General features: G+C 61.4%; 12 protein-coding genes. 2 read left to right on the forward strand and 10 right to left on the reverse strand.

What is annotated here, in order from left to right; all coding sequences use genetic code 11:
* Positions 1-70 precede the first annotated feature (70 nt).
* From GA0061105_RS03250 to GA0061105_RS03265, 4 genes are all read right to left on the reverse strand, one after another.
* On the reverse strand, positions 71-391 hold the full coding sequence (locus GA0061105_RS03250) for an FtsB family cell division protein (protein WP_092747953.1): 321 nt from the start codon (positions 389-391) through the stop codon (positions 71-73).
* Positions 392-526: 135 nt separating this feature from the next.
* Complete coding sequence (gene eno / locus GA0061105_RS03255) at positions 527-1801, reverse strand: phosphopyruvate hydratase (protein ID WP_064691494.1); 1275 nt, start codon at positions 1799-1801, stop codon at positions 527-529.
* Between the two features lie 140 nt (positions 1802-1941).
* Positions 1942-2787 carry a 3-deoxy-8-phosphooctulonate synthase gene (gene kdsA, locus GA0061105_RS03260; RefSeq protein WP_092747955.1) on the reverse strand — a complete coding sequence of 282 codons (846 nt, stop codon included), beginning with the start codon at positions 2785-2787 and terminating at the stop codon, positions 1942-1944.
* Complete coding sequence (locus GA0061105_RS03265; RefSeq protein ID WP_092747957.1) at positions 2784-3680, reverse strand: VOC family protein; 897 nt, start codon at positions 3678-3680, stop codon at positions 2784-2786. Before GA0061105_RS03265 ends, kdsA begins: the two co-directional genes overlap by 4 nt.
* Positions 3681-3878: 198 nt before the next feature.
* Between GA0061105_RS03265 and lexA the strand changes: the two genes are divergently transcribed.
* Positions 3879-4598, forward strand: a complete 720-nt coding sequence (gene lexA, locus GA0061105_RS03270; protein WP_092747959.1) for a transcriptional repressor LexA — start codon at positions 3879-3881, stop codon at positions 4596-4598.
* On the opposite strand, the gene GA0061105_RS03275 is transcribed toward lexA, so the two are convergent.
* Positions 4579-7008 carry a ComEC/Rec2 family competence protein gene (locus GA0061105_RS03275; RefSeq protein ID WP_092747961.1) on the reverse strand — a complete coding sequence of 810 codons (2430 nt, stop codon included), beginning with the start codon at positions 7006-7008 and terminating at the stop codon, positions 4579-4581. The two genes, lexA and GA0061105_RS03275, sit on opposite strands and share 20 nt — an antisense overlap.
* 288 nt (positions 7009-7296) lie before the next feature.
* On the opposite strand from GA0061105_RS03275, the gene gltA reads away from it, so the two are divergent.
* Complete coding sequence (gltA, locus tag GA0061105_RS03280) at positions 7297-8586, forward strand: citrate synthase (RefSeq protein ID WP_008526864.1); 1290 nt, start codon at positions 7297-7299, stop codon at positions 8584-8586.
* 28 nt (positions 8587-8614) lie between these two features.
* Here the strand turns inward: gltA and lpxB are convergent, their stop codons facing one another.
* Genes lpxB through lpxD form a run of 5 tightly spaced genes read right to left on the reverse strand, consistent with a single transcriptional unit; the run spans position 8615 to position 13005 of the window.
* On the reverse strand, positions 8615-9784 hold the full coding sequence (lpxB, locus tag GA0061105_RS03285; protein ID WP_092747964.1) for a lipid-A-disaccharide synthase: 1170 nt from the start codon (positions 9782-9784) through the stop codon (positions 8615-8617).
* A complete protein-coding gene (locus GA0061105_RS03290; protein WP_064691488.1) occupies positions 9781-10662 on the reverse strand; it encodes an LpxI family protein in 882 nt (293 codons plus the stop codon). Before GA0061105_RS03290 ends, lpxB begins: the two co-directional genes overlap by 4 nt.
* A gap of 3 nt (positions 10663-10665) precedes the next feature.
* Positions 10666-11484, reverse strand: coding sequence for an acyl-ACP--UDP-N-acetylglucosamine O-acyltransferase (lpxA, locus tag GA0061105_RS03295; protein ID WP_092747966.1), 819 nt, complete (start codon positions 11482-11484; stop codon positions 10666-10668).
* The gene (fabZ, locus tag GA0061105_RS03300; protein WP_064691486.1) at positions 11481-11948 is read right to left on the reverse strand and encodes a 3-hydroxyacyl-ACP dehydratase FabZ; all 468 of its coding nucleotides are present in this window, start codon (positions 11946-11948) and stop codon (positions 11481-11483) included. Before fabZ ends, lpxA begins: the two co-directional genes overlap by 4 nt.
* Complete coding sequence (gene lpxD, locus GA0061105_RS03305; RefSeq protein WP_092747968.1) at positions 11941-13005, reverse strand: UDP-3-O-(3-hydroxymyristoyl)glucosamine N-acyltransferase; 1065 nt, start codon at positions 13003-13005, stop codon at positions 11941-11943. Before lpxD ends, fabZ begins: the two co-directional genes overlap by 8 nt.
* Between the last annotated feature and the right edge of the window lie 39 nt (positions 13006-13044).

A 13044-nucleotide genomic window follows, 5' to 3' on the forward strand; every position in this document is an offset into this window, starting at 1 on the left:
AATTGCATGGCTCGTATTCGGTACTAAATTATTGGAAATAAACAAGAAATACCAATTAACCGGATTCCGGTTAATTGGAATAATGGTTGAATATGACGATCTCGTCCGCACGCGACATATTCAGCTGATATCGCGCCTTTTCGTCCAACATATCCTTGTCGAGCGAGCCGTCACTCAGCAGCGCGACCTGGCTTTCCAGATGTTCGCGCTTCGTTTTCAACATCGCAAGCTCTTTTTCGCGCGCGACGCGCTGACGCTCGAACGTCTCCGTCGCCCGAAGGCCATAGTCGCCATGGATGCAATGATAGCCGAAATAGGAAAGGAAGGCGACCGTCATGGCCGGAATGACGAAGCGGCCGATCTTTCTCTTCTTATGATGCTTTGTCCACATACACGCATGCTCTTGAACGCATTACCAATTCGTTCATCATAACGCGCAGAGATTAACCGTTCATTGACCGTAAAAGGTGCGCAATAAAAAACCCGCGCCGGAAGGCGCGGGTCGAGCCGTTGAAAGTCGGAACGATCAGCCTTTGATGATCGAGCGGCCGGCATATTGGGCCTGGGGGCCGAGGCCTTCTTCGATGCGGATCAGCTGATTGTACTTGGCGAGGCGGTCGGAACGCGACAGCGAACCTGTCTTGATCTGGCCGCAGTTGGTGGCAACCGCGAGATCGGCGATGGTTGAATCTTCCGTCTCGCCGGAGCGGTGCGACATGACCGCGGTGTAGGCCGCCTTGTGCGCCGTATTGACCGCGTCGAGCGTTTCCGTCAGCGAACCGATCTGGTTGACCTTGACGAGGATCGAGTTGGCAACGCCCATGCGGATGCCGTCGCGAAGGCGGGCGGAATTGGTGACGAAGAGATCGTCGCCGACGAGCTGCGTCTTGTTGCCGATCAGATCGGTCAGCGCCTTCCAGCCATCCCAGTCGTCCTCGGCCATGCCGTCCTCGATCGAGATGATCGGGTATTTGCCGGCGAGTTCGGCCAGATATTCGGCCATGGCGCCCGATTCGAGCGTGCGGCCTTCGCCTTCGAGAACATACTTGCCGTCCTTGAAGAATTCCGTCGATGCGCAGTCGAGGCCAAGGCACATGTCGTCGCCCGGCTTGTAGCCGGCTTTCTCGATCGACTTCATGATGAAGTCGAGGGCCTCAGGGGCGCTCTTCAGGCCCGGCGCAAAACCACCTTCGTCACCGACGTTGGTGTTATGGCCCTGTGCGGCAAGTTCCTTGCGGAGCGTGTGGAAGACTTCCGACCCCATGCGCACGGCTTCGGCGATCGAATCGGCGCCGACCGGCAAGATCATGAATTCCTGGAAATCGATCGGATTGTCGGCATGGGCGCCGCCGTTGATGATGTTCATCATCGGCACCGGCAGCAGGCTGGCGGAAGCGCCACCGACATAACGATAGAGCGGCAGGCCGGATGCCTGGGCGGCAGCCTTGGCGACGGCGAGCGACACGCCGAGGATGGCGTTGGCGCCGAGGCGCGACTTGTTCGGCGTGCCGTCGAGCTCGATCATGATGTTGTCGATCTGGATCTGGTTTTCGGCGTCGATGCCGCCGATCGCGTCGAAGATCTCGGTGTTGGCAGCCTCGACGGCCTTCTGGACGCCCTTGCCGAGGTAACGCTTGCCGCCGTCGCGCAGTTCGACCGCCTCGTGCGCTCCGGTCGAGGCGCCCGAGGGAACGGCCGCGCGGCCCATGCTGCCGTCTTCGAGATAGACGTCGACTTCGACGGTGGGGTTGCCACGGCTATCGAGGATCTCGCGGGCGATGATATCGGTGATTGCAGTCATGGGTTCTTCCTGCTCGGTGGGTGATAGGTCGTTGGAAACCGTCTTAATCGAAGGTGCGCAAATTACAAAGCCGCAATTTCCGGCCTTCGAACGGGCATTGTGTCGTGGCCTAAACCACGATCATGTCAGCCTGTTGAACGTCAAGCCTTGGCGACCGCGTCGAAGGCAAGCAGCTTCTCAAGCAATCGCGGCATGTCCTTGAGATAGACCATGTTAGGGCCATCGGACGGTGCATTGTCGGGGTCCTGATGGGTTTCGAGGAAGACGCCGGCAATGCCGGCAGCTACGGCAGCGCGTGCCAGCGTCTCGACGAATTCCCGCTGACCACCGGAGGAATCCCCCTGCCCGCCCGGCTGGGCGACGGAATGGGTCGCATCGAAGACCACAGGAGCGCCCATCGCCGCCATAATCGGCAGCGAACGCATGTCGGAGACCAGCGTATTATATCCGAACGAGGCGCCGCGCTCGCACAGAAGAACATTTGGATTGCCGCTGGCGTTGAGCTTCTTCAAGACGTTCTTCATATCCCAAGGCGCAAGAAACTGGCCCTTCTTGACGTTGACGACGCGGCCGGTCCTGGCGGCGGCGATCAGCAGGTCGGTCTGACGGCAAAGGAAGGCCGGGATCTGCAGGACATCGACGGTCTTGGCCACTTCCGCACATTGCTCGGCGGTATGAACGTCGGTCAGGACCGGAAAGCCGAATTCCTTCTTCAGGTCGGCAAATATCTCCATGCCCTTTTCGAGGCCGATGCCACGCTCGGCCGAGAGCGAGGTGCGGTTCGCCTTGTCGAAAGAGCTCTTGTAGACGAGGCCTAGGCCGAGCTTGCCGCAAAGCTCCTTCAGCGTGCCGGCCACCATGAAGGCGTGATCGCGACTTTCCATCTGGCAGGGGCCGGCGATCAGCGACAGGCGCCCTGTATTGGAAAAGGTAACCTGGCCGTTGCCTTCGCCGATCTTGACTTCGGAATTCGTATTGGAGCTCATCGTGGTTCCTCGAAGGCGAAGAGCGTGCCCTGGCCGGGCGCGGGCTTCACCAGAATGCGATTATTCTTGCGCGTGTAGGTCACCCCGTTAGCAGCCAAATGCGCTTCTGTCACGGCAAGATCGGCGACATTGAAGAGGATTGCCCGGCCGCGCAGGCCGCGCTCGGCGGGTGAGACCGCAGTCTCGAAATAGGCTTCCAACCCTTCCGGCGTCAGCAAGCTGATCCTCGCGTTCGAGGCCGCGATATTGACGCCGAAACCGGTTTTCTCGACTGCCGATTGCGCTGCGGCAAGGCTGACGAAGCCGGCGAAGGCCGCCGGCTCCGGCGCGCAGAGCGCCACCTCTGCAATGCCGGTGACGCCATTGGCATGCTTTTCCAGCGCACCGCGATCGGCCGGCAGCGGGTTGACGCGCTCGACGGCGAAGAGAAAGAGATCGGGCGCGCGGAGGTCGCCGGCAAATGCCAATCTGAAGCTGCCAAGGCTCTCCGAACCATCCGGCATTTTCATCGGCCGGGTGAACTCCAGCATGTCGCCGGCGCTCGATCCCTTGCCGGCGAAACTCTTGTGATCCAAGCCGGAATCCTCGGTGCCAAAGGCAATTGCCGAAAGACCCTCCTCCCCGCAGCGGAAGCGGAAAGCCTGGTTGCGGGCTGTAAAGACGTTGCCTTGCCGCGCCGATACCTCGCTCTCCTCAACGCTCGCAACACCGAGCGGCTCCAGATAGGTCTTGTCGGCAAAGAAGACGCAGGCATTCTCGGTGCCGAAGGGATGGCGCGCATCGGCGGCAACGGTGAAGCCGAGCTTTCCGAGCCTCTCGCGCGCCAGGTCGATATTGACGACGGGCAACACGACATGATCCAACGGGTGCGGATTGGCGGAATGTCGGCTCATAATGTCCCCCTCTCTAAAATGGCAAGAGATGTGCGACGGCGCGCGCTCAATTCAAGGCTTATGTGCCAAATCCCGCGAATGAAAATAAAAATCTCAACGAGTTGACGCGAAGTTTTACGAAAATTTAGCTACTTGCGGAACACATATGGAACATATAGTGTCTGTTCTGGATTTGTTTCAATCAGGGGTCTGACGTCGATGCTCACGCGCAAACAACAGGAGCTTCTCCTTTTCATTCATGAGCGCATGAAGGAATCCGGCGTTCCTCCCTCGTTCGACGAAATGAAGGATGCTCTTGATCTCGCCTCGAAATCCGGCATCCACCGGCTGATCACGGCGCTCGAGGAACGCGGCTTCATTCGCCGCCTTCCGAACCGCGCCAGGGCGCTTGAGGTGATCAAGCTTCCAGAGGCCTACAGCCCCAGTCTTCAACCGCGCCGCGGTTTTTCGCCAAGCGTGATCGAGGGCAGTCTCGGCAAGCCCCAACCGGTTGCCGCCCCCGCTGCGGCAAAGCCGGTCGCCGACAACGGAAACTCTATCTCCGTGCCGGTCATGGGGCGGATCGCCGCCGGCGTTCCGATCTCGGCGATCCAGAACAACACGCACGACATCGTCGTTCCCGCAGATATGCTTGGCTCCGGTGAGCACTATGCACTGGAGGTCAAGGGCGATTCGATGATCGACGCCGGCATCTTCGACGGGGACACGGTGATCATTCGCAACGGCAGCACCGCAAGTCCCGGCGATATCGTCGTTGCTCTCGTCGACGACGAGGAAGCAACGCTGAAGCGTTTCCGCCGCAAGGGCGCCTCGATCGCGCTGGAGGCCGCCAACCCGGCCTATGAGACCCGCATCTTCGGGCCCGACCGCGTCAAGGTGCAGGGCAAGCTCGTCGGCCTCATCCGTCGCTATCACTGACACTGGACGCACCGGAATCCGTGAAACTGTCGGTTCGCCAATCATAGGCGCGATGGCGTGTCCATGGCCGCGACAAGGCGTCGAAGGCGGTGGCGACCTCCAGGCCGCTGTCGGCAAAACGCAATTCGAGCGAGCCGGTCCTACGCAGCGTCTCGCCGGTAAACAGCGTCGCGCCCGAGCGGCAGATGGCGAAGCGCAAGCGTACCGACGTCACGACGATGTCGCCGGCATCGCAGGCCGGGCCGAGATAGGCGGCGTTCTCGATGACGGCTACGACGCGACCATTTGCAAGCACCGCTATGCACCAGGCTTTCTTGACGCAGGAAAAACGCCCCGCCTCAGCGCCCGCTGCGACCGCCCGCATGGCGATCCTCGCTTCGTTCTGTTGCTCGTGGGAAAGCTTGAGGCGCCTGTCTTTTTCCTCCGAGACTGCAGGACCATCCAGCATTTTCGGCGGATGATGCGTCGGCAGAACCAGCGCTCTCTGCCATTGGCTGAAGATGAAGTCCGCCGGCCTCTCGCGGTTGGAGGCCATTGATGCCGTCGCGACGACCGCAACGAGTGCGCCATCTTCCGAAATCACCAGATCCGGCGGCCGGGACACCGGCAGCACCAATAGAGTAAACGTCGAGACGGCGATGAGAGCGGTGCCGACATGGCGCAGCCGTGTCCGCAGCAGGGTCATCAGCAGGAAACCCGCCACGGCCACCGCGAAATACCAGCCGGGCAAACGACCGATGTCGATATTCCCGCCCCAGCCGGATATCGTCTTTGCCACCGCGATCACCAGATCGAGGCCGAATCCGACCACTTTCCAGGGCAATGCATCCAGGCCGAAAGGCATGAGCAGCATTGCGAACAAGCCGGCCGGCATGACGATGAAAGAGATAATTGGCATCGTCGCGAGGTTTGCCGGAAGACCATAGGCCGTCAGCCGATGGAAGTGCTCGATCGAAAAAAGCGCCGTGGAAAAGCCGCCGATCAGCGAGGTCAGGAAAACACCTGCGAAGAAGCGCGCGACGGCGGCGACCAGCCGCAGGGCCGGCATTTTCAGGAAGGCGTTCTCGCGGACGCGCCGGTCCTTCCACAGCTGATAACCCGATACCAGCGCCAAGGTCGCGGCAAAGGACATTTGAAAGCTGGGGCCCAGGACTTCAGAGGGCGAAATCGCGATGATGACAAGCGCCGAAAGAGCGACATTGCGAAGGCTGATCGAAGGCCGGTCGAAGAATACGGCAATCAGCATGATCGCCATCATGATGAAGGCGCGTTCTGCCGAGACCGCGAAACCCGAGATCAGGAAATAGGCCGTGACGGCAACGAGCGCGCCGGCTGCGGCGAACTTCTTGGTCGGATAGGCTTGGGAGACGCCGGGAAAGAGGCTGAGCAGCATCCGGAAGCCGACGAAGAAGATGCCGGCCGACAGCGCCATGTTGAGCCCTGATATAGCAATGATATGGGCAAGTCCGGATTGGCGCAGCGCCTCCGTTGTCTCATCGGAAATAGCGCGCCGTTCGTCCGTCACGAGAGCGGCGGCAAAAGCGCCCGTGTCGCCCGGCAGGATCGAGCGTATACGATCGCCAACGCCGCTGCGCAGCCGGAAGAGCCATTCGAGCAGAGCTCCGGAAGTGGATTTCACCTCCGGCGGCTTCGCCTGCAAATCGAGCTTCGTCGGCGCGCCGTAGAAGAAGCCGTTCGCACCGATGCCATCGAAATAGGCACCGAAGGAGAAATCGTTGAGGCCGGGCAGCGCCGGGCCTGCCGGCGGCGTCAGGCGTGCCCTGCCGGTAATGACGTCACCGATCTCGAAAGGCGCGTCGGCGCCGCGGGCGATCACGGTTATACGCCTGGGCGGCCGCTTCACCTCCGGCGCCGCGGTGCCGGTGACGGCAAGAATATAGCGCCACCGCCCGCGATCCTCGCCTTCGCGCCGCTCGACGCGGCCGGTTATCGTCGTCGTCACCGCTGAATCGAGCATGACGGTCGAGGCCCGCCAGCTCTCGAACTGCGCACAGAGCATGCCGCATAACACAAGCGCGAACGCCAGAAGCGTTGCCTGCAAAGCCGGGCGGCCGCGGCCAGCGACGAGAACCGCAACCGCCAACGCCAACAGGCCGAGCAGCGATGGAACGACCGGAATATCGGTTGCCGCCAAAAACCAGAAGGCCGAGCCGGCCCCGAGGAAAACCGGCGAAAACAGGAGCAGGCGGCCGTAGTCCACCTCCTCGCTCAGCATGCGGGCGCCAGCACGCAATAATTGGTGGGTGGCGGTCGTCAGCCGGTGTCCTAAAGGTACCGACGACTGCGTCGTTACCGGCCGCGTCGCCGCGGCAGGCGCATGGGCAGGTGTGGGATCGGCAATGCCGTTGCCCGCTTGCGGCCGCAATTCGACTGTCGTCAATTCCTGCATGCGCCGCCCAAGGTCACTCCGCCCAGACCCAGAATGCAACCTTCACGCAATTCCGGCAAGAATAATCGATTGAAATACGCGCGAAAATCGCGAACGGCAAAAGGCCAGTCGAATCATCGGCTTCCGCTATGCGTGCGGCTCATCGCTGCAGTGCCTAAAAGGTGATGCCGCAATGCACAAAATGCCGTCACGGTAACTTGGCATAAGCGTCGCGATCATATAGCTATCGGAAAGGACGCTTAACCCCTATGGCGCTTTTGTGGCGCCACCGACATTTCGGAGGACAGCATGACGGATCAAAGCGCTACAATAAAAATCGGAGACAAATCGGTCGACCTTGCCGTTAAAAGCGGCACAATCGGCCCGAGCGTCATCGATATCGGTGCCCTCTACAAGAACACCGCTTCCTTTACCTACGATCCGGGCTTCACCTCGACCGCATCCTGTGAATCGAAAATCACCTATATCGACGGCGATGAAGGTGTCCTGCTGCACCGCGGTTATCCGATCGAGCAGCTCGCTGAGCACGGCGACTTCCTCGAGGTCTGCTACCTCCTGCTCTACGGCGAACTGCCGACCGCTGCGCAGAAGAAGGATTTCGACTATCGCGTCACGCACCACACGATGGTGCATGAGCAGATGAGCCGCTTCTTCACCGGCTTCCGCCGCGATGCGCATCCGATGGCCGTCATGTGCGGCTGCGTCGGCGCGCTGTCGGCGTTCTATCATGACTCCACAGACATCACCGATCCGCACCAGCGCATGGTCGCAAGCCTGCGCATGATCGCCAAGATGCCGACGCTTGCCGCCATGGCCTACAAGTACCATATCGGCCAGCCATTCGTTTACCCGAAGAACGACCTCGACTACGCATCGAACTTCCTGCGCATGTGCTTTGCCGTCCCTTGCGAGGAATACGTCGTCAATCCGGTGCTGGCCCGCGCCATGGACCGCATCTTCATCCTGCATGCTGATCACGAGCAGAACGCCTCGACCTCGACCGTGCGCCTTGCCGGTTCGTCTGGCGCCAATCCGTTCGCCTGCATCGCTGCCGGTATCGCCTGCCTCTGGGGGCCCGCCCATGGCGGCGCCAACGAAGCAGCGCTCAACATGCTGAACGAGATCGGCACTGTCGACCACATTCCGGAATATATCGCCCGCGCCAAGGACAAGAACGATCCGTTCCGCCTGATGGGCTTCGGCCACCGCGTCTACAAGAACTACGATCCGCGGGCCAAGATCATGCAGAAGACGACGCATGAAGTGCTCGGCGAACTCGGCATCAAGGACGATCCGCTGCTCGAAGTGGCGATGGAACTGGAGCGCATCGCGCTGACCGACGAATATTTCATCGAGAAGAAGCTCTATCCGAACATCGACTTCTATTCCGGCATCACGCTGAAGGCGCTGGGCTTCCCCACGACCATGTTCACCGTGCTCTTCGCGCTCGCCCGCACCGTCGGCTGGATCGCGCAGTGGAACGAGATGATCGAGGATCCGGAACAGCGCATCGGCCGTCCGCGCCAGCTCTATGTCGGCGAACCGAAGCGCGATTACATCCCGGTTTCGAAGCGCTGATCGCTTCAGAACTCAAAAGAAAACCCGGTCAGAGATGGCCGGGTTTTTTCTTGTTCAGCACGTCGAGCAGGATCTCGGCAGCATGTTCCCCGGGCGGCTTTTCCGTCTGCATGCGCTGCCAGATGAGGTCGTAGCCTTCCTTCATCGCTTTCAGCTGATAAGTATCGGCCGACAACCTTTCCATCCAGCGCGCGAGGCTTGCGCCGCGGACGACATCGTTCAGATATTCCGGCACCACCGGGTAATCGGCAATCAGGTTTGGCAGCGCGCCGGTCCAGGTCTTGATGCCCGATGTCAGCATGCGCATAATCCAATCGACCTTGTAGGCGGAGACGACGGGCACATCGGCAAGCGCAAGTTCAAGAATAACCGTGCCTGACGCCGCCATGGCTGCATCGGCCTCGGCAAAGGCTTTCCATTTTGCTTCCGCGCCGACGACGATCTCCGGCTTTGCCGCCCATCCCGCCGTCATTTCGCGAACAAGCGCTTGCCTGTGCGTCACCGTCGGCAGAATGAAACGTGTCGGCCCATTGCGGGCGACGAGTTCATTCGTCGCGACCTCGAAGTATGGCAGAAGCTTCTGGATCTCGGAGGAGCGCGAGCCGGGAAGAAGCAGGATCGGACCGTTGCCCGGCTGCCTTCCCACGCGCAGGCGACGTGTCTCCAGCAGCGCCTTATCGGCGATTAGTCGATGCCCGACATAGGTTGTCGGCGGGCCATTGAGGCGCTGCATGGCTGCCGGTTCGAAGGGCAGGACGGCAAGCACGTGATCGACATAGCCGAGCATTCGCGTGGCGCGATATTCCTTCCAGGCCCAGACGCTTGGACAGACGTAATTGACGACCGGCAGATCGGGCAACGCGGTGCGCACGCGCTTGGCGACGCGATGGGTGAAATCCGGGCTGTCGATGATGAGCAGGATATCCGGCCTTGCGGCGACAATCTCAGCCGTGGTTCGACGGATCAGGCCAAACAGCCTTGGCAGCCGGCTCAACACCTGGGTGATGCCCATGATGGACAGCTCGGAGAAATCGAACAGGGATTTCAGGCCTTCCGCCTGCAGCCCCTCGCCGCCGACGCCGACAAGCTCCACCGGCCCGCCGTAAATCCGCTTCAGCGCGGCGATCAGATCGGCGCCGAGCAGATCACCCGACACCTCCCCGGCAATGACGGCGACCTTTAGCGGCGCCCCGTTCATTCGAGCCCCCATGCCGGCAGGCCGCGATCGATGCCGCAGACGAACAATCCCGCCTCGTCGGCGGCGCTGATGACCGCGGCACGATCGAGCACAAGCGATCGGCCGGCCTCGACGGCAATGCCTGCAAGGCCGGCTTTGCCGGCATTCAGGACCGTTGAAACGCCGATCGCCGGCAGGTCGGCGCGGATATCCTGCTGCGGCTTGCAGAGCTTGACGATCCCGCCGCGGCGGCGCGGCGAGATGCGTCCGGCGGCTCTGAGACCGGCGACACGATCGAGCATCTCGTCCGTGCCTTCCAATCCCTCCAAGGCAACGACGCGCCCGCCGATGCTGACGGCGCCCTGCCCGACATCGAGCCGGCCGAGCATTTCGGCGGCTTCGGCCGCACGGGCAATGTCGCGCCGATCTTCCTCACCGGGCGCCACGGCGCCAAGCGGACCGACGGAGGCAAGAAGATCCGGAGCGATCTCATGGGCGCCGACGACGCGCCGGCCGTTGCCCTCGATCAACCGGATGACCATCTGCAGAACCGTGTCGTCGCCGCCGGAGAGCAGGGTGCGAATGGCGGCCGGGACCTTCATCAGGATGCGCAGCGTCGGACGCACCTCGCGCCATTCCGGGCGGCGGCGCACGCTGCCGGACATCACCACACGGCCGATGCCATACCGATTGAGCAAGCCGTCGAGGGCGGCGAAATCGCCGATGCCGATGACGGCGTGGTCGTAATCTTCCCAGCGCCGGTCACTCTCATCCTTCAGCGCGACGATAACCGGATTTTCGCCGGCTGCGCGGGCGGCTTCGGCGACATAGGAAGGCAGAAGGCCGCCGCCGGCGATGATCGCCAGCCGGCCCGCAGCGGTGTCGCCTGAAAAAGCCACGGACTAGCCCTTCTGCCCCCGGCTCGGCGAGGACAGGGCGCGGTCGCTTTCGGCGGCGATGAAATCGAGGATGTGCGTCACCTGCTCGCAATCGGCATATTCTTCGCGGATCGCGGCTGCGTTTTCGCGCACGGAGCCCGTTCCTTCGAAGATCGCCTTGTAGGCGCGGCGAACGCGGTGGATGACGGCGCGATCAATGCCGGCGCGCGTCATGCCAACGACGTTGAGGCCGCTCAGCAGACCGGGATTGCCGTTCAGCATGCCATAGGGAATAACGTCGTAACTCACCGCCGACAGGCCGCCGACGAAGGCCTGACGGCCGACGCGGGTGAACTGGTGAACAGCCGAGCCGCCGCCCAGAATAACCCGGTCCTCGATGACGACATGGCCAGCGAGCATGACGTTGTTCGACATGATAACGTGGTTGCCGACGCGGCAGTCGTGCGCGACATGGGAATTGGCAAGGAAAAGATTGTTGTCGCCAACGATCGTCTGGCCGCCGAAATCGGCCGTGCCGGTGTTCATCGTCACACCTTCGCGGATCGTGCAGTTGGCGCCGACCGTCAGCGTCGTCTCTTCGCCGCCGTGGTGCACGCTCTGCGGATCGCCGCCGACGACCGCCATCGGGAAGATGCGCGTGCCTTTACCGATCACCGTGCGGCCGGTGACGACCACATGCGCCAGGAGTTCGACATTCGCATGCAGGACGACATGCGCCCCGACATGGCAGAAAGGACCGATTTTGACGCCCTCACCGACAACAGCCCCGTCGTCGACGACGGCCATCGGATGAATGTGGGCGCTTTCGGCGATATTGCTCATGCCTGATCCTTACGAACGATCATCGCGCCGATATCGGCCTCGGCGACCAGCGCGCCGTCGACCTTAGCGTCGCAATGGAATTTCCAGATATTGCCGCGCTGCTTCTGCTTCCTGACATGGAATTCGACCCGATCACCGGGCACCACGGGCTTGCGGAACCGCGCATTCTCGATGGTCATGAAATAGACGAGGTTGCCCGGCTGGCCTTCCTTCTTGGCACAAATCGCACCCGCCGTCTGGGCCATGCCTTCGATCAGCAGAACGCCCGGCATGATCGGAGATTCCGGAAAATGGCCAGTAAAATGCGGTTCGTTCACCGTCACGTTCTTGATGCCGATCGCGCTGTCGTCGCCGTCGATCTCGATGATCTTGTCGACCATGAGAAACGGATACCGATGCGGCAGCAGCTTCATGATCTCGATGATGTCAGCCGAAGAAAGCGTTGTCGTGGCTTCCTCAGTCATTTTGCTTGCCTCCAGGGTTCCTTCCGCGCAGCTTGCTCTTCGACACCTGCTGTGCGGCCTCTCTCAGATAGTCTTTTAGCGGACGTGCTGGGATACCGCCATATTGTCCGCCGGCGGCAAGGTCGGTCATGATACCGCTTTTGGCGGCGATCTGCACGCCGTCGCCGATCGTCACATGCCCCTTAATTCCCGCCTGGCCGCCGATCTGCACGCCATTGCCGATCTTCGTGCTGCCGGCGATGCCGACCTGCGAAACGATGGCGCAATGGCGGCCGATCTGGACGTTGTGGCCGATCTGGACCTGATTGTCGATCTTGGTCCCCTCACCGATCACAGTGTCGTCCATTGCGCCGCGGTCGATGGTAGTGTTGGCGCCGATCTCAACATTGTCCTGGATGATCACCCGGCCGATCTGAACGATCTTGATCATGCCGCGCGGACCCGGTGCATAACCAAAACCGTCCTGGCCGATCCGAACACCATTGTGGATGATGACGCCATTGCCGATCAGCGCACAAAGAATGCTCGCGCCAGCCGCAACCGAACAACCCCGGCCGATCTTGACATTCGGGCCGATGACGCTGTTCGCGCCGATGCGCGTTCCCTCCCCGATCTCGGAATGCGCACCGATGACGGCCAGCGGTTCAACGATCACGCCCTTTTCGAGTTTAGCGCTCGGATCGATCACTGCGCTCGGGGCAATCTCGCTTTCACCCGAAATGGCGACCGGACGCAATGCTGCGGGGTAGAACAGGCCGCCCGCCATCGCGAAGGCAGCATGCGGATTGGACGAGAGGATAACCGGAAGATGCGGAGGAACGAGATCGGCAAGCGCCTTGTCGCAGATCACCGCCGAGGCCTCGCATGTCGCAAACTCATCGCGGTTACGGCGCGACAGTATATAGCAGACATCGCCCGCCCGTGCCCGGCTGATGGGGGCGACAGACCTGACGATGATATCGGCATGATCGGAATTGGCGAGTTCCGCCCCAAGAAACTCTGCCAGCTCAGCGAGCTTCAGACCTTCATGGGGCAGAAAAAAAACGTTTTGCTCCATCGGCAATGCTCCAGAACGGAATTGAGTCTTACAGTTCCG

Source organism: Rhizobium aethiopicum (assembly GCF_900094625.1).
GTDB lineage: Bacteria > Pseudomonadota > Alphaproteobacteria > Rhizobiales > Rhizobiaceae > Rhizobium > Rhizobium aethiopicum.

Bases quoted from the DNA above. Each gene is read 5' to 3' on its own strand.
- lpxD (WP_092747968.1), bottom strand. From the start codon at position 13,005: ATGGAGCAAAACGTTTTTTTTCTGCCCCATGAAGGTCTGAAGCTCGCT.
- GA0061105_RS03275 (WP_092747961.1), bottom strand. From the start codon at position 7,008: ATGCAGGAATTGACGACAGTCGAATTGCGGCCGCAAGCGGGCAACGGC.
- kdsA (WP_092747955.1), bottom strand. From the start codon at position 2,787: ATGAGCTCCAATACGAATTCCGAAGTCAAGATCGGCGAAGGCAACGGC.
- lpxB (WP_092747964.1), bottom strand. From the start codon at position 9,784: ATGAACGGGGCGCCGCTAAAGGTCGCCGTCATTGCCGGGGAGGTGTCG.
- GA0061105_RS03250 (WP_092747953.1), bottom strand. From the start codon at position 391: ATGTGGACAAAGCATCATAAGAAGAGAAAGATCGGCCGCTTCGTCATT.
- eno (WP_064691494.1), bottom strand. From the start codon at position 1,801: ATGACTGCAATCACCGATATCATCGCCCGCGAGATCCTCGATAGCCGT.
- lexA (WP_092747959.1), top strand. From the start codon at position 3,879: ATGCTCACGCGCAAACAACAGGAGCTTCTCCTTTTCATTCATGAGCGC.
- GA0061105_RS03265 (WP_092747957.1), bottom strand. From the start codon at position 3,680: ATGAGCCGACATTCCGCCAATCCGCACCCGTTGGATCATGTCGTGTTG.
- fabZ (WP_064691486.1), bottom strand. From the start codon at position 11,948: ATGACTGAGGAAGCCACGACAACGCTTTCTTCGGCTGACATCATCGAG.
- lpxA (WP_092747966.1), bottom strand. From the start codon at position 11,484: ATGAGCAATATCGCCGAAAGCGCCCACATTCATCCGATGGCCGTCGTC.
- gltA (WP_008526864.1), top strand. From the start codon at position 7,297: ATGACGGATCAAAGCGCTACAATAAAAATCGGAGACAAATCGGTCGAC.